Here is a 15760-nt window from a genome sequence, read left to right as displayed (position 1 = left end):
AAACTTTTGTTGGCGTGGTGGTTTCATTATTGAGAAACCATACAATAATAAAATGAGTGCACAGCAACCAAAGATTGTCAGAAAAGGAGAAGGCCTATCTTGGCGTGTGATGGGAGACCAGCAGGTGATCAAACTCTCAGGGGATCATACCAACGGGCAATTTACCCTTATTGAGCAAACCAACGAGCCTGGTGCGGGGATTCCGCCCCATGTTCATGAACGGGAGGATGAAGTATTTCACCTCCTGACAGGGCAGGTGGAAATGACCCTCGGTGGGGCAACTCAAACTTTAAAGGCCGGCGATTTGATTTTCTGTCCTCGTGGGGTTCCACATTCATGGAAAGTAACCGGGCAGGGGCATGCGAAAGTGATGATGAGCGTTTTTCCTGCCGGCATAGAATTGATGTTTGAAGAACTGGCAAAATTACCTGAGGGGCCTCCTGATTTGGATCGGGTGGCTGAAATATGTGGCAGGTACGGTTTGCGGTTCTTATAAAGATAAACTAAAGTCCACTTGTGGTGGCTGAAATTGGTGAGGAGGTCCTTGGTTAGGATGCTTTTTTCCTGAACTGCACTGACAGTTCAAAATATGTTTTACGAACCAACCCTTTTATGTTTAGCAGTAAAGTAAAGTACAGACTATTTGATTTTTCCGCTTTTGCCTTGATTTATGTAATCAGCCTGGCAATCTCGCATTTTTCTTTTGAGCAAGTAAATATTGGTTATTTTATCTTGCTCAGCGCAGTGGTAGCCGTCGTATTAGCGCCTACCTTCAATAAAATTAAGTCCAAGTCCAAAGCACATTTCAAAATGGAGTGGATTTTCTTATCGGATCCGGTTTTGATCTAAATTAAAGATCAGCCTTTGTGTTAATGGAGGATCAATAGCGATTAATTTTACATTGCTGAAGGTCACAATTAAGAATGGTATTTTGTGGCCTCAACGTACAGTAATGCTTACCTGCATCATTCACTATCCCCTAAAGGTTTCCTTTCATGGGGCGTCGAGGCGCTATTTATCCTTCATTATTTTTCTCCCCCCAAAAAAAATCAGCAAAAAAAAACGGGCAAGCCTGAAGCCCCCCGTTAAATTTTGATGCGCTGAAAATACCCTATCGGTACATTTCATATTCAAACAGACGACAGTCAATTCGTCCGTTTTGCATTTCTATTCTTCTCGAAGCCCGCAGACCGATACGTTTTCCCAAAGGAATATTTCCTGTGAAAACATAGGCCCGTTTGCCATCACATTGTTGTTTGAAGAAATCTCCAATTCCCTGATAAACAGGCAGCAGTTCCTCTTCTTCGCCCAAGCGTTCGCCATACTCAGGGTTCATAATCACAACCCCTGGTCCGTAAGGTACTTCTGCTTCTGCATAATCGCACTGTACAAACTCAATCAGGTGATCAACGCCCGCTTCTTCTGCATTAGTACGTGCAGCATCAAGCGCCTTGGAGTCGTGGTCACTGGCGATAATACGCATGTGGCTTGGGGCATCCTTTTCATTGGCAATGGCCTCTTGCATCAGTTGGTCAAAATCATCTTTTCTGAACTGGCGCAAGTGCATAAATCCATAATTCTCACGGAACATTCCCGGAATAATATTCAGGGCAATCAGTGCGGCTTCAATCGCCAAAGTGCCTGATCCGCACATTGGGTTAATAAAGTGGCTTTCCTTGTTCCATTTGGAATTTAAAATCGCCGCTGCCGCCAAAGATTCAATCATAGGTGCTTTCCATGGATTGATGCGGTAACCGTGTTTGGCAATGGTTTCTCCGGTGGTATCAAAGTAAACCTGAGCGCGGTTTTCTACCCAGTGCAGGTAAAGGCAGGTACGGCTTCGGTCAGAACCCGAGTCTGGGCGTTTCTGAAAGTCGCGCATGAAACGGTCTGCAATAGCATCCTTCATCTTCTGGTTGGCAAAACGATTATCACGGATGGTATCGTTATGCACATAGGAATCAATAGTGAAATAGCCCGTCAGCGGGATATACATCTCCCAGTCAAACTTGCGGATGTGTTTGTAAAGATCATTGGCCGTATGGGCCTCAAAGCTTGTTGCCTCAAGTAACACGCGGTTGGCACAACGCAGGTGCAAGTTGAGTTTCATTGCCGTTTTGAAGTCCCCGTATAGGGTAACACTTAATCTTTCGACTGAATCTACTTTTAGGTTCAAGTCTCTAACCTCCTGAGCAACGACTTCGCTCATTCTTGGAGCACAGATGATGACAATTTTTTGTGCAGACATATAAATTTTTAATCAATTCTATTCAAATGGGCTGGTGATGCTGGAAAGAAAAAAGGTGTTACTTTAAAAGCAACACCCTTTCATTATGTTTTACTCCTCCGAGGGATTATCCACCTCGGTGATGTGCATATTAAATTTCAATGGGTCATAAGGCTTAATGATACTCGAGAGCCCTGCGGGATTGCTCGGGTTTTCATTGAGGTCTTCACGCAGGAATTCTGGCACTACAATTCGCCCACCTGCAGGTGATGCCACATATGCAGCAGTGGTAGGAATATACAATACGCCAATCTCGTTCAGGAACATTTTTTGTACACCTTCATCCCAGCCGTTAATTACACTTCCGACACCTACTTCAAACTCGAAAGGTTCGTAGGTTTGGCGCGGGGCAAGGTCGTAAAGTTCGGCAGTATCTTTTACTGAAGTATCAAATACCAGTGAATCAAATTTGAATAAGCGTCCGGTGTAGTCCACTTTTACTTGTGCTTTTCGCTGAATAGAATCTTCGGTATCCGAAAGGGTATCTCGGTTCCAGGTAATCACGTGCGTACCATTTTCGGTAATCGCAACCTCTTTCCAGTTAATCCCTTCGTTGTCCCAGTATTTACTGTCGCGCTGAATTTCCTTAACAATTCTTCGGTCCTCAAATGCCTCAAAGCTGTCTTCATCAAAGACCTTTGTCATGGTGACTTTCAGCATGACAGGCTGATAGCGGCCCACACCAATTTTTTGGTAAGAATACTGACCGTAACCAAACTGGCCAGTAAAGAAAAAGGTCGCTGTTTCACCTTCTTTAATGTTGCCACTAATACCACTGAAGGTGGAAGGGAAAGTGTTGCCCTGGTTCAGGCCATATACAAAAGGATCATCTTCCTCCTTAACAATCTCTCTTTCTGCATCAGAAAAGACCACCGATGTTTTGGTGTAAGTCGTGTCGTTTCCGTTGATATTCTGAACAAGTTTCTCAATTAAGTGGCCATCAACAAACTGGCCATTATTGTCTTGATCTACGGTGTAAAGTTCATACTGAATGGCTACCACATTTCCGGCATCGGCAGGTGTAGCATCAGCTGAAGGCTCAACATCTGTATGTTTATAAACACCCTGATTGATTTTTATGAAATCTTCGTTAGGGTATTTTTTCTGAAGGAACAAGCCCATCTCGATGTCTTGTTGCGAGTTGCGTTCATCGTTCTCCGTAGGGCGAGGATTTTCGGAACAAGCGAAAAGCACTGTTGATAGTGCAAAAATAAAAGCGAAGTGCTTTAAAAAGCGCATATTTAGTTCGTTGATTTACAATTGTGATCAATACTGCAAGTTAGCCAATTGCACGTGATGGTGCAAACAATAAAAGCACATTGGTATAGAATATATTCGCAGGAGGGTGTATGGGGAGTTTTTGGACGGATTGGTAAACAATGCGGCTCGATAAAAGTAATACCCTATAGCATTAGTGCAATGGTGAATTTCCAGTGCTGAAGCAATCCTTGTTCAGGGCCGAAACCGGATACTAAAAGCCTTGATTATAGGACAAAAAAGGAAGTAATACTAATCGTTTTTTTCGGAGTAAAAAAATAATTTAAGAAAAATTGCCTAAGATTTGCCCACTTGGATTAATTGTCCTTTTTTACGACAGATTAATCAAAAAAGGGAAAATTACCATTCGTGGTAATACAAAGCTTGGGTGTATGCCTGAGCTTTTTTTATGATTAAATGGCCCCAATACTGTGTACTTTTTCTGATAACAATCCTGTGGGGTGGGGGGCTTTTGAAAGCACAACGCATTAATTTTGAAATGCTGCAGGAAGTCGTGCCCATTCATGATTTTCAGGCCAATTCCGAAAGTTTTGCCATTACACAGAACAAAGGGCATTATCTGTTTTTCGCCCATGAGAAGGGAGCCCTGATGTTCGACGGCATGTATTGGCGGAATTTCAACCCCAACGATTCCCGACAGATCAATACCGTCGCCTCTTCGCTATCCACAGATCATGTATTTTACGGAGCCGTAGGAGATATTGGCCGCATGGACTTTGATCAAAAGGGGGAAATGCATTTCCATTCTTTTCTCAATGAATTGCCCGACAGTGTGAAGCACTTTCGGCAGGTTTTGGATGCTTACGTGGTGGGCAATAATGTTTATTTCAACCTGAAACATCGGGTGCTAATGCGCGAAATTGATCGCAGCAGCTGGTCAGAGATTCAGCTTGGCCCATATATTCGGCATATCTTTCCCCTGAAAGCAGGGATATTTATTGAGAGTCCCAACAAGTGGGTGTTGTATCGTTACGGGCGAAAATTACCGATTCCGATCCGCAATGTGGAAGACCATAAAGTGGAGGGGGTCATTGAAATTTCACCATCGCATTTGATCCTTGTTGGGCGCTATGGACAAAACGACTGGGTGATGGATTTAAACCCTAAAACGGGTGAGCATAGCTATTGGGACCTGCCTAAAAAGCTCGGGCGTATTGAGGGAAGTGCCAAAATCCGCAATGGGCTGATCGGTATTTATACCCGTAATCGGGGGGTCATTTATTTAAGTATCAAGTCGCAGTCGGTGGTTCGGAGGATTGAGCGCAAGGAGGGGATGAGCTCCAACCGGGTCTATGACCTTTTTGTGGATTTCCGTGGGATCTCGTGGATCATCACTTCTAAATCCATTGTGCAGGTGCGAAACGATGGGGTCAATTTCAAGCATTTTCAGGAGGGTGATCAATACAAGGGAATGGTGACGAAGATTTTCCGGCAGAGCGATGATACCCTTTATTTTGGGACAGAGCAGGAGTTTGGGCGGATAATTGAAAATTCGGATCAAGACATGCCGCGGATTGAGATTCTTTCTGATGACAGCGGCAAGATCAACGACATTCAGGAAAGCAAGGAGCTGGGAATTGTGATCAGTACAGAGGAAGGTTTGTTTCGTTGGAGCGTCAGGAGGCAACAGATTGAGCGCATTCCGTCGGTACCTAATCGCCTGCGGGACTTTTTGATCTTTCAGTTTGCGGGCAACGAATGGCTTTGCCTCGCCCGCAGTAACTATGTGGTCGTTTATCAGCTCAAGGGAGGCAAAGCCATCAAGCGGTGGAAGGAAACCCAATGGGAAGGAGTGCCCAATCAGCTGACTGTCGGTACGCTTTTTCCCGATGGTTCCTACCGTATTTGGGTAAATCACGCCAATGGGGAGCTGGCCGAGCTGAAGCTCCACTGGGGGGTGAATGAAGGCTTGGCAGTCAGTAAGCGGTATTTTGGGGCCACCGAAGGCTTTGATCCCGGCTTGGGTTTCGAACAGTCGTTGGCGCCAGTGTTAGGCGAAAATGTGTTTCAATCTGAGGATAGCTTTTGGCATTTTATGGAAGAGGAAGATCGTTTTGAGCAGGTAAATCCACCGCTTAAAGGGGTGAATTTTGTGCTGCCAGTGAGCCCTTCCGAGAAAAAATTATTGATCAGTGAACGTTCTGCGGAGGAAGATTATTTCTGGATTGGCCAGTGGACCGGCAAAGAGATGGTGCCGGTAAGCCGTTCGATTTACGGGCTGAACCTCGGCACAATACGCACTGGTGCCGGAGGTTCTGATCATGGCCGTGTTTGGGTTGGGGGGCGCATTGGTTTGCTGAGTGTAAATACCGAACTGTTCAATATTCCCTTCGGGGAATTTCGCCCTCGGGTTTTACGGCTTGATTACCTGAATGGGGATTACACCCGCTATATGTCGCCGACTTTCAGCGAAACGGTAACGATTCCTTATGACAGCCTGCCGGTGAGGGTCAATTATTCAGTGATTGGCGAGAACATGATGCCCCACAAATACCGTTACCGCATCACGGCACCTAAGCGGTTTTTTAGTGGTGAATCGCATTGGTCGGAATGGAGTTACGATCATAAAATTGTGCTTGAACACCTTTATGAAGGCGCTTACAGGGTTGATCTGCAATCACAAAATACCTTTGGGCATTCCAGTGAAACCACGCAATTCAACATTGTCATTCTTCCGCCATTTTACCGGAAGTGGTATATGTTACTGCTTTATTTCTTTGGATTAATCGGTCTGATGATCATCAGTGGAAAGTGGTTTTCCTATAAGTTGCGAAGGGAGAAAAAAGTGCTGGAGCACAAAGTAAAAGAGCGGACCCGGTCTATCGCCCGAAAAAATGAGTTGCTGGAAGAGAAAAACCAAGCCATCAGGGAGCAGGCACAAGTGCTTTCGCTAAAGAATGAGCAGATCAGCAGAGATATGCGCTACGGTGCACAATTACAGCGGATGAACCGCCCGAGAGAAGAAGAGCTGCAACAGTATTTTGCTGACCACTTTGTGTTTTCTGCACCCAAGGATACCATTGGCGGCGATTTTTATATGATCATTCCCCTGGATGAGGGCCGCTGCTGTATGGTGGTGGGCGACTGTACAGGGCATGGGGTACCAGGGGCGTTGGTGTCCTCTATTGCGACCGTCTTAATTCGGGAGACCGTTAATTTTTACGGACTGGAGGAGCCCTGTGAAATTCTTGAGAGGCTTGACCATGAGTTTGGCAAGCTGATGAAAAATGAAAATCCCTACCTTCAGGAGGGGATGGAGCTTGGCCTTGCGCAGATCGACCGAAAGCGGAAAAAAATAAAATATGCGGGTGCGCGCCGTTCCTTATGGGTGCTGCAAAGTGGGCAGGTGCTAAAAGTAAAAGGGGTTCGCCGATCGATTGGCGAACAGTATTTACGGGGAGCTTCGCCTTACACACAACAGGAGTTTGACTATAAAGGAACGGAAGGTTTTTTCCTTTTTACCGATGGTCTGACGGATCAGTTTGGTGGAGAGGGTAATCGTAAATTTGGCTTTAAGCAACTCGAGCAACTGATTCAGAAACAGCAAAGCCAACAGGGCGTGGTGCTGTCCCAAAAATTATTTGTCGATGCCTTTTACCAATGGAAACGTGCCGAGGAACAGGTGGATGATGTAACCATTGTCGGTTTCACGCTTTAAATGACCCTTCGGCCATACCGGAACCGCTTCTTGAAATAGCTTGAATAAATATTGGTCTCAACCACGCCCAGGCTGCTTGAAGAATGAATAAACATGATCCTGTCTTTTCCCTTTTTTCCGGTTACCATCCCGACATGCGTAATCTTCCGCCGCTTCTTTCCTGTAGCAAAGAATACAAGGTCGCCTTTCTGCAACTCCTTCATCCCTACTTTTTTACCCAGTTTCGCTTGTTCATGCGATGTTCGCGGAAGCTTTATGCCGCCGGCCTGAAAGGAATTGACCAGCAGGCCGCTGCAATCCATGCCCGCACGGGTGGTGCCGCCCCAACGGTAAGGGGTGCCCGTATAGGAACGTGCTGTTTGAATGATCGTGTTGACTTTTCGGCTGCGGGCTTTTTTTCGGGCCGAGCAGCTGCCCAGCACGAGCACTAAAATTATCAGGCAAAAAAATACGGGAAGTTGTTGTCTCATCTTCAAATCAATATTGGGAATACTTTTACGGTTGCAATTTATAATTTTATTAAGGGGAAGAACAGGATTGTTTGATTTTTAATATCCATCATTTTTCCTGTTAAATCAGCAACTAAACCGTCTGATATGTGCATTTAAAACATCAAACCCCATTAATTTTTCATATATTGGTATTCTATTCAATGATATCCCAGTATCAATAATTTTTGATACCAGTGCATACCAAACCTATTAAATCGAATTTCTGAATGATGGACACGGTGGACAATCAACTACTTTCGGTGCTTGCTGAGCAGTTACAGGGGCAATTATATTATGATGACCTGATGCTCAAGCTTTATGCTACTGATGCTTCAGCATACCGAGAACTTCCGCTTGCGGTGGCAATCCCTGAAAATAAAGAGGACCTTTTCACTTTGGTAAAATTTGCGGATCAGCATCAAGTACCACTGATTCCCCGAACGGCGGGAACCTCACTTGCCGGGCAGGTGGTCGGCAAGGGGATTATTGTTGATGTCTCCAAAAAGTTCACCGACATCCTTTCTGTAGATACCGAAAATCAGCGGGTGACTGTTCAGCCTGGTGTAATTCGCGATGTGCTGAATATGCACCTGAAAGCTTCACAGCTTTATTTTGGTCCGGAAACCTCTACGGCCAACCGCGCCATGATCGGCGGAATGGTGGGCAATAATTCCTGCGGATCCAATTCGGTGGTTTATGGCTCTACCCGTGAGCAGCTGATTGAGGTGAAGGCTATTCTTGCTGATGGCTCTGATGTCACTTTTTCAGCCCTCAACAGGGAGGAATTCGAGAAAAAATGTCAGCTAAAAACCCTTGAAGGCGCTTTATATCACGGTATGGACGCCATGCTTTCCGATAAAGCCAATCAGGAGGAAATCAGGAAGGAGTTCCCGAAGCCGTCTATTCCACGTCGCAACACAGGTTATGCCATTGACATGCTCCTGGATACGGCACCTTATACCTTTGGAAAAGATGATTTCAACTTTTGTAAATTGATTGCCGGATCAGAAGGAACCCTGGCATTGATTTATGAAATTACCTTGCAGTGTGCCCCTTTGCCCCCGACGGAGCAAGCATTGGTTGCACTTCATTTTAACAGTGTTGATGAGGCACTGAAAGGTAATTTGGTCGCACTGAAACATGATGTGCTGGCTTCAGAATTAATGGATCAGTTTATTTTGGAGTGTACCGCCAACAGTAAAATGTATGCGCCTTACCGCTTTTTTGTGCAAGGTGAGCCGGGTGCAATTTTGGCGGTGGATATTTCCCGAGATACCAAGGAGGAAGTGCAGCAGGTTTATGAGGCGATGGTGGCAGACTTTAAGGAAGCAGGCTTGGGCTATCATTTCCCACTGATTGAAGGAGCTGACTGCGGTAAGGTGTGGTCGCTGCGTAAGGCAGGTTTGGGCTTGTTGTCGAATATGCCGGGCGATGCCAAACCGGCACCGGTGATTGAGGATACAGCCGTTGATGTGGAGGATTTGCCAGCCTTTATCCGCGATTTCAATGTTACACTCGACAAGTACGGCTTGAGTTGTGTCCATTATGCCCATGCAGGTTCAGGCGAGTTGCATTTGCGTCCGATTTTGAACCTGAAGACCAAAGAAGGGAATGAGATGTTCCGTACAATTGCGACGGAAATTGCCCATTTGGTGAAAAAATATAATGGCTCATTAAGTGGGGAGCATGGCGATGGCCGTTTGCGCGGGGAGTTTATTCCGCTGATGATCGGGCAAAAAAATTATGCCCTGCTCAAAGAGGTCAAGCGCATGTGGGATCCGAAGGGCATCTTCAATCCGAACAAGATTGTCGATACGCCGAAGATGAACGAAAGCCTGCGTTTTGAGCCAGGACAGGAAACACCAGAAATTGAAACCCTGCTTGATTTTTCTTCTACCCACGGCGTGGTGCGGGCAGCAGAAAACTGTAACGGAACGGGCATCTGCCTGAAATCCCATGCTTCTGGCGGGACCATGTGTCCGAGTTATATGGCGACCCGTGAGGAAAAACATTCTACCCGTGGGCGGGCGAATATTCTGCGGGAGGTTTTGAACAATAATACCAATGCCAACCGCTTTGACAGCGAAGAGCTGAAAGAGGTTTTGGATCTGTGTCTGTCCTGCAAAGGCTGTAAATCGGAATGTCCATCCAATGTGGATATTGGTAAACTGAAGGCGGAATTTCTGCAAAACTACTACGATGTGCATGGCGCGCCTTTGCGCTCAAGAATGATTGCCAATATTCATAAAAGCAACCACCTCGCATCGAAGGTGTCGTCATTGTTTAACTTTATGGTGGATAATTCGGTCACCTCTTCGATAGTGAAGGCGACGGCGGGCATCGCACCTCAGCGCAGTATTCCCAAGGTACATAAAGTGACTTTGCGTGATTGGTTCAATAAGCGTCCGAAGCAACGCACCCCTGCGATTCATGGGCAGGTGTATTTCTTCTGCGATGAATTTACCAATTATAACGATACCAATATCGGACAAACGGCGATTAAGCTTTTGGAAGCCCTGGGCTATGAGGTGTTGATGGTGGAGCATGCCCCAAGTGGAAGGGCTTACCTGTCGAAAGGTTTCCTGAGAAAAGGGAAGGCTTTTGCGGAGAAGAACATCAATATTTTCTCCAAATTGGTGAATGATAAAACGCCTTTGGTGGGTTTGGAACCTTCAGCGATTTTGTCTTTCCGCGATGAATATATCGACCTGACCCGTGGCACCATGCGCAAGCAGGCGGAGCAGTTGGCAAAGAATGTATTTATGATTGATGAGTTCATTGATCAGTTGATGGAAGCAGGGAAAGTGGATAAAAGTCGCTTTACCAAAGAAAGTAAAAAGGTTAAACTGCATGGGCACTGTCAGCAAAAGGCGGTGGCGAGTTTGGTGCCTTCCAAGCGGATATTATCCTTTCCAAGCAACTACACCGTGGAGTCTATCCCTTCAGGATGTTGCGGAATGGCAGGCTCTTTCGGTTATGAAAAAGAGCATTATGAACTATCAATGCAGATCGGAGAATTGGTGCTGTTCCCAACGGTGAGAAAGCAACCGGAAGAGGTTTTGATTTCAGCGACTGGAACAAGTTGCCGACATCAAATTAAGGATGGAACTGACCGTCACGCCAAGCACCCTGTGGAGATTTTGTATGAGGCTTTGGATTAAGAAATTTTACCGTTCAAGCGTCGCGCTTGGACGATAAAATTAAAGCTATCGCGAGAGTCCCTCTCGTGATAGTCTTTACTGGTCGTAGTCCCCGAACTACGATCAGTTTTAGCTGTGCGATAAAAAATCAAATAGTATGAATTCTACAATCAACCTACGATTCCCTATTGGGGAAATGCCTTCTGAAAAACACCCAACTTCAGCACAATTGGAACAATGGATTTTGACGATTGAACAGTTTTCTTCCACCTTACAAGAGGTCGTGAAGGACTTATCAGTTGATCAGTTAAATTGGTGTTATAGAGCAGGAGGGTGGAGCATCAAACAATTAGTTCATCATTGTGCAGATTCTCATATGAACAGCTTCATTCGGTTCAAATTGGCATTAACAGAAGAGGCGCCAGCGATTAGACCCTATTTTGAAGATCGTTGGGCAGAACTATCAGATAGTTTGGATGATAATATTGAGGATTCTTTGCTTTTGCTCAGGGCATTGCATCGGAAATGGGTGAAGTTGTTGAAAAGCCTTAATCAAGAGGAGTTGAATCGAACCTTTGTGCATCCCGAGCATGGTACGTCCTTTAGTTTGGTGGAGAATATTGGGATTTATGCATGGCATTGTAACCATCATTTGGCTCATGTTCGATTGGCAATTGAGGCTGAAGGGAAGCTAAGGGGTAGGCCATATTTATAAAAAAAACTGGTCATAGTACGGAGACTACAACCAGTTTTTACCCTTATTTGGTCGTGGCGCCTTCGCTACGACCAATATTTCAACCTACAACGCCTTCTCCAACGCCTTCTCCAATTCCTCGCCCCTTAAATTCTTGGCGATGATTTTCCCTTCTTTATCTAAAAGGAAAGATGCAGGAATAGCCGTGATCTGATAGATACCTGCTACATCGGCTTTACCATCTTCCATCCCGATCACCTGCACGCCTGGCAACTGATCATCAGCCTTGGCTTTTTGCCACGCTTCAGGGTTGCGGTCGAGTGAGATGCCATAAATTTCAAATCCTTTATCGTGGAAGTTTTTATAGGCTTTCACAAGGCTTGGGCTTTCCTTACGGCAAGGTCCACACCATGAAGCCCAAAAATCCAACAAAACCACCTGACCACGCAAAGAGGACAGCTTAATGGTTTTTCCTTCCTGATCTTTGAGGCTGACCTCGGGGGCTTCGGCACCAATGGCAAGCTTTTTTGTTGCCGCAAGCTGCATCTCAAATTGCTTGACGATTTTCAGGCCAGGCATTTTCTTATTAAGTCGAGCAAGCTGTGCATCTACAAATTCTGGATCAGTATCATAGGTAATCACATCCTTTAAAATGTTCAGGGTAGTTAGGTTGACTGGCGCCTCCTCAATAATTTTTTTTATTTGCTGATTCAACTGCCCTTGCAAGTTGGTAAATTGCGCTTCGGCCATTTGCATTCCTGCCTGGTCTTTTTTATTGGCCGCTTCGGCATAATTCATCTGAATTTCAGCCACGCTGTCGGTAATTTGCTGATTGAGTAAATTGATCTTTTGCTGCACCTCAACCTCAGGAGAGCCCGTAACCTTGGAGTTCTCCGCATCAACATTAATCTCAAGGTCATTATTGTTGATCGCTAAAATCACAGGAAGCTGATTGTAAACCATCAGACGATAAAATCCTGGCTCAAAGTCCTTCAATTCATAATCAAATTTTCCATTGGCATCCACCCGAATGGTGTCGCGCAGATTACCTGCAGGTTCCACTTGCAAAAGTACCACAGCACCTTGGGCATCTTCAGCTTTTTGAATATTCCCCTTCAGGTGAACGGTATGTTTGGCATTTTCCTGTTGTGCTTGTTCCGAAGAATTACAGGCGCTAAACCCGATAGAAGCAAGAATGGAGAGCCCAAAAAGATATTTTTTCATGATAAGGGGGTATGAGGGTGGAGTGATTGATTTCTATTTTTTTGTAAAATAACGGGAAGTGGCGGATTATGCAAATCCCGCAATAAATCCTGCAAAGATAAGCTCGACTACTTTTCAAGTCTCTTTCCTAAAAAATCTGTATCTTTAAACTTGAATATAAAAATGGATAATCCCATGAGCCAAAGACAAGCATTACCGATCGGCATACAGACGTTTGAGCGCCTTAGGTTTCCTAAGGATGACTTCTTGTACGTGGATAAAACAAAATATATTTATGAAATGGCCAAACTTAGCATTGGTTATTACTTTTTGTCACGTCCTCGTCGTTTCGGAAAATCCATGCTTTGCTCCACCTTTGAAGCGCTTTTTGAAGGAAAGCAGGAACTGTTTGAGGGACTTTATATTCATGATAAATGGGATTGGTCGCAAAGTTATCCTGTGATTCGGATTGATCTGAGTGGAATCAATTATGAGAATCTTGAGTCAGTAAAAGATCAACTTGGGAATTCATTATTAAGAACCTGCCTAAAGCATAACATTCCATTCGAAGACCTAAAACAAAAAGGTTTGGGGCCCAAATTTGGTGAATTGATCGAAAAATTACACCAAAAATATGAAAGCAAAATTGTAATCCTCATCGACGAATATGACAAACCCGTGCAGGATACCCTGTCCAGCGATGATCAATTAGCTTCTAAGTCTTTAGATGTTTTGCGGGGTTTTTATTCGGCGATCAAAGCATCGGATCAATACATTCGCTTCTGTTTCATGACGGGAATTACCAAGTTCACTGGTGTGGGGCTATTCAGTGGGGCGAATAACTTCAATGATATTACACTGGATAGTCGATATGCCTCAATTTGTGGATTTACTCAGAATGAATTGGAGACCTGCTTTGGTAATTATTTCGATAATGTCGATATGGAGGAGGTGAAAGCTTGGTATAATGGCTATAACTACCTTGGGGACAAGGTTTATAATCCTTTTGATATATTATTGTTTTTAGACAGAGGTGCTGATTTTGATAATTATTGGTGGGACTCAGGTCAGCCTGCTTTCATCACCAAAATCTTTTCGAAAGGGGAGGTCACGCCCTACCAATTGAGCAATTTGGTTTTGCCTTCGGAGGAGTTAAAACAGTTTGATTTGAACAACCTGAACTTGGTTTCTTTGTTGTGGCAAGCGGGCTATCTGACCATTGCTGAGCGCATCAAAATACCAATGCGTGGTTATCGCTACCGAATGGCGATCCCCAATAATGAAATCCAGGTATCGCTGAACAGACTCTTCCTGATGGATCTGACAGGACTCCGTCAAAGCAGTCAGCACCAAAATTATAAGGCATTTGATGCTATTTATGATCATCAATTGGGTGATTTCGAAAAAGCAATCAGGGCGATGTTTTCAGCCATCCCTTACAACAATTATGTGCAAAACAACATCGATAAGTTTGAAGGCTATTACGCCTCGGTGATGTATGTTTATTTGATGGCTTTAGGCTTGAAAACCCACACCGAAGAAGCGACCTCTCACGGACGTATTGACTTGGTGATGGAAACCCCAACGCACATTTATGTAGTCGAATTCAAGGTGAATGCACCAAAGCCCGAAGGCAAAGAGAAAGGCGAAGCCATTCAGCAAATCCATGAGAAAAAGTACTATGCGCCCTACTTGAATGATGGTCGAAAGATCATTCTGATCGGTATGCACTTCAATGAAGCCGAGCGTAATTTGGATTGGTTTGAGGTGGATGATACTATTTAATTAAGCGCGGGTCGTAGGCTCCCGTCTACGACCCAATCATTATTTTATCAGAATAAAGCCTTGACCTACATATTTTCACCAAGGTTGAAACCTTGGCCTAACAGCGTCAAACCCACTGAAGTGGGTTGGTTTGGTGGGTGTTGGGAAGTACCAATTATTCATCCTATCGCGAGAGTCGCTCTCGTGATAGCTATTGATATCCTGTTTAGGCGTAGTTAATTACGTCTCACGTTATGGGTTCTTTCGTCTACATCTATATTGGATTTACATTTTTATCTTTTCTCGATTTGTAATTTTTAACCCATCATTTCAACATCAATAACATTATTTTCACCATCTAAAGAAATAGTTATTGAATGACCTCCGAAAATTCCCCCATCCTCGAGCCAGATTGATACCTCTCCACCTGTTTCAAAAGTAATGGCCTCTAATTTTACCCTTGAAGCAAACTCCCCTTGTGTAATGTCAGGATTATTTCCGTTCCATGAGCCATTAAATAATGATAATAAGTTGTTTGCTGCTATTTGCTCAAAAGAGAGTTTTTCAAGTCCTTTAAGCCGTCCTTTTATATCGTCCATAGGCTTAAGTTTATTCTCTTCATATGCATAGATATTCAGAGTGATCTCATTATCTTGAAATTTAGCATTACCTGTCCACCAGTCCAGGTTACTATCAAATTTTAAAGTGCCCAAACCGCTTATTTTAAACTCTTGTTCTTTTACTTTTTTAGGTAGAATGCCTATAACTTTAGCAACTTCCTCTATCTCCAATTGGTACTTCTCTATGTTTCCTTTATCCTCAAAGTCTTTCGGGAAATGACCATAAATATTTCCAAGTTTTAGATAAAGGGTATCCCCAATTTTTTTTACAAGGTATTTATAACCATTCTCTAAACTAAGCTTTCCATGAGAATTTAAATTTCCTTCTTCAAAATCATATTTTACATCGGGTCCAGGCTTGTTTTCATAATAAACGGTTTCAGGATGAACTTTCCATAAAATATCATCTTTAACAACTAAATGGGTTTGTGTTGTAAACATTTTGTTTTGACCATCACTACATTCATTTAATTTCCATACGCCAATTAATTCTTCTTTCTTCATTTTTTGCTTGTACGTTATTGTGAAATTCTGTGATAAATATATTGAGTATGTGTTAACAAGTCTACATCTCAAAAAAATAATTTTCATTAATATAATTATATCACCCAACAAACAGAACAAA

Annotated in this window: 11 protein-coding genes; 6 read left to right on the top strand and 5 right to left on the bottom strand. The window is 44.0% G+C overall.

Going from position 1 to position 15760, the window contains the following annotated elements:
- Positions 1–52: 52 nt before the first annotated feature.
- Both AABK40_RS10680 and AABK40_RS10675 read left to right on the top strand, forming a co-directional pair.
- Positions 53–496, top strand: a complete 444-nt coding sequence (locus AABK40_RS10680; RefSeq protein WP_338397033.1) for a cupin domain-containing protein — start codon at positions 53–55, stop codon at positions 494–496.
- Between the two features lie 116 nt (positions 497–612).
- Positions 613–849 carry a hypothetical protein gene (locus AABK40_RS10675; protein ID WP_332919982.1) on the top strand — a complete coding sequence of 79 codons (237 nt, stop codon included), beginning with the start codon at positions 613–615 and terminating at the stop codon, positions 847–849.
- A 262-nt stretch (positions 850–1111) separates the two neighbouring features.
- Here the strand turns inward: AABK40_RS10675 and AABK40_RS10670 are convergent, their stop codons facing one another.
- Positions 1112–2248: a THUMP domain-containing class I SAM-dependent RNA methyltransferase gene (locus tag AABK40_RS10670; protein ID WP_332919981.1), complete on the bottom strand. Its 1137-nt coding sequence runs from the start codon at positions 2246–2248 to the stop codon at positions 1112–1114.
- 90 nt (positions 2249–2338) lie between these two features.
- Positions 2339–3526 carry an FKBP-type peptidyl-prolyl cis-trans isomerase gene (locus tag AABK40_RS10665; protein ID WP_338397032.1) on the bottom strand — a complete coding sequence of 396 codons (1188 nt, stop codon included), beginning with the start codon at positions 3524–3526 and terminating at the stop codon, positions 2339–2341.
- Between the two features lie 427 nt (positions 3527–3953).
- Between AABK40_RS10665 and AABK40_RS10660 the strand changes: the two genes are divergently transcribed.
- Positions 3954–7223 (top strand): SpoIIE family protein phosphatase, encoded by a 3270-nt coding sequence (locus AABK40_RS10660; RefSeq protein ID WP_338397031.1) that lies wholly within the window; start codon positions 3954–3956, stop codon positions 7221–7223.
- Here the strand turns inward: AABK40_RS10660 and AABK40_RS10655 are convergent.
- Positions 7220–7693 carry a C40 family peptidase gene (locus AABK40_RS10655; protein ID WP_332919978.1) on the bottom strand — a complete coding sequence of 158 codons (474 nt, stop codon included), beginning with the start codon at positions 7691–7693 and terminating at the stop codon, positions 7220–7222. The two genes, AABK40_RS10660 and AABK40_RS10655, sit on opposite strands and share 4 nt — an antisense overlap.
- A gap of 248 nt (positions 7694–7941) precedes the next feature.
- Here AABK40_RS10655 and AABK40_RS10650 point away from each other — a divergent pair, with 248 nt between their 5' ends.
- A complete protein-coding gene (locus AABK40_RS10650) occupies positions 7942–10875 on the top strand; it encodes an FAD-binding and (Fe-S)-binding domain-containing protein (protein ID WP_338397030.1) in 2934 nt (977 codons plus the stop codon).
- Between the two features lie 136 nt (positions 10876–11011).
- The gene (locus AABK40_RS10645; protein WP_338397029.1) at positions 11012–11569 is read left to right on the top strand and encodes a YfiT family bacillithiol transferase; all 558 of its coding nucleotides are present in this window, start codon (positions 11012–11014) and stop codon (positions 11567–11569) included.
- Between the two features lie 84 nt (positions 11570–11653).
- Here the strand turns inward: AABK40_RS10645 and AABK40_RS10640 are convergent, their stop codons facing one another.
- Positions 11654–12772, bottom strand: coding sequence for a redoxin domain-containing protein (locus AABK40_RS10640; RefSeq protein WP_338397028.1), 1119 nt, complete (start codon positions 12770–12772; stop codon positions 11654–11656).
- 174 nt (positions 12773–12946) lie between these two features.
- Here AABK40_RS10640 and AABK40_RS10635 point away from each other — a divergent pair, with 174 nt between their 5' ends.
- Positions 12947–14536 (top strand): ATP-binding protein, encoded by a 1590-nt coding sequence (locus AABK40_RS10635; protein WP_338397027.1) that lies wholly within the window; start codon positions 12947–12949, stop codon positions 14534–14536.
- Between the two features lie 296 nt (positions 14537–14832).
- On the opposite strand, the gene AABK40_RS10630 is transcribed toward AABK40_RS10635, so the two are convergent.
- Positions 14833–15639: a DUF2262 domain-containing protein gene (locus AABK40_RS10630; RefSeq protein ID WP_338397026.1), complete on the bottom strand. Its 807-nt coding sequence runs from the start codon at positions 15637–15639 to the stop codon at positions 14833–14835.
- Positions 15640–15760 lie beyond the last annotated feature (121 nt).

The sequence above is a fragment of the Persicobacter psychrovividus genome (genome assembly GCF_036492425.1).
In the GTDB taxonomy this organism is placed as follows: Bacteria; Bacteroidota; Bacteroidia; order Cytophagales; family Cyclobacteriaceae; genus Persicobacter; species Persicobacter psychrovividus.
The sequence above is the reverse complement of the archived record's forward strand: the minus strand, read 5'-3'. Positions and strand labels throughout refer to the sequence as shown.

Bases quoted from the DNA above. Each gene is read 5' to 3' on its own strand.
- AABK40_RS10655 (WP_332919978.1), bottom strand. From the start codon at position 7,693: ATGAGACAACAACTTCCCGTATTTTTTTGCCTGATAATTTTAGTGCTC.
- AABK40_RS10665 (WP_338397032.1), bottom strand. From the start codon at position 3,526: ATGCGCTTTTTAAAGCACTTCGCTTTTATTTTTGCACTATCAACAGTG.
- AABK40_RS10630 (WP_338397026.1), bottom strand. From the start codon at position 15,639: ATGAAGAAAGAAGAATTAATTGGCGTATGGAAATTAAATGAATGTAGT.
- AABK40_RS10670 (WP_332919981.1), bottom strand. From the start codon at position 2,248: ATGTCTGCACAAAAAATTGTCATCATCTGTGCTCCAAGAATGAGCGAA.
- AABK40_RS10640 (WP_338397028.1), bottom strand. From the start codon at position 12,772: ATGAAAAAATATCTTTTTGGGCTCTCCATTCTTGCTTCTATCGGGTTT.
- AABK40_RS10645 (WP_338397029.1), top strand. From the start codon at position 11,012: ATGAATTCTACAATCAACCTACGATTCCCTATTGGGGAAATGCCTTCT.
- AABK40_RS10680 (WP_338397033.1), top strand. From the start codon at position 53: ATGAGTGCACAGCAACCAAAGATTGTCAGAAAAGGAGAAGGCCTATCT.
- AABK40_RS10635 (WP_338397027.1), top strand. From the start codon at position 12,947: ATGAGCCAAAGACAAGCATTACCGATCGGCATACAGACGTTTGAGCGC.
- AABK40_RS10650 (WP_338397030.1), top strand. From the start codon at position 7,942: ATGATGGACACGGTGGACAATCAACTACTTTCGGTGCTTGCTGAGCAG.
- AABK40_RS10660 (WP_338397031.1), top strand. From the start codon at position 3,954: ATGATTAAATGGCCCCAATACTGTGTACTTTTTCTGATAACAATCCTG.
- AABK40_RS10675 (WP_332919982.1), top strand. From the start codon at position 613: ATGTTTAGCAGTAAAGTAAAGTACAGACTATTTGATTTTTCCGCTTTT.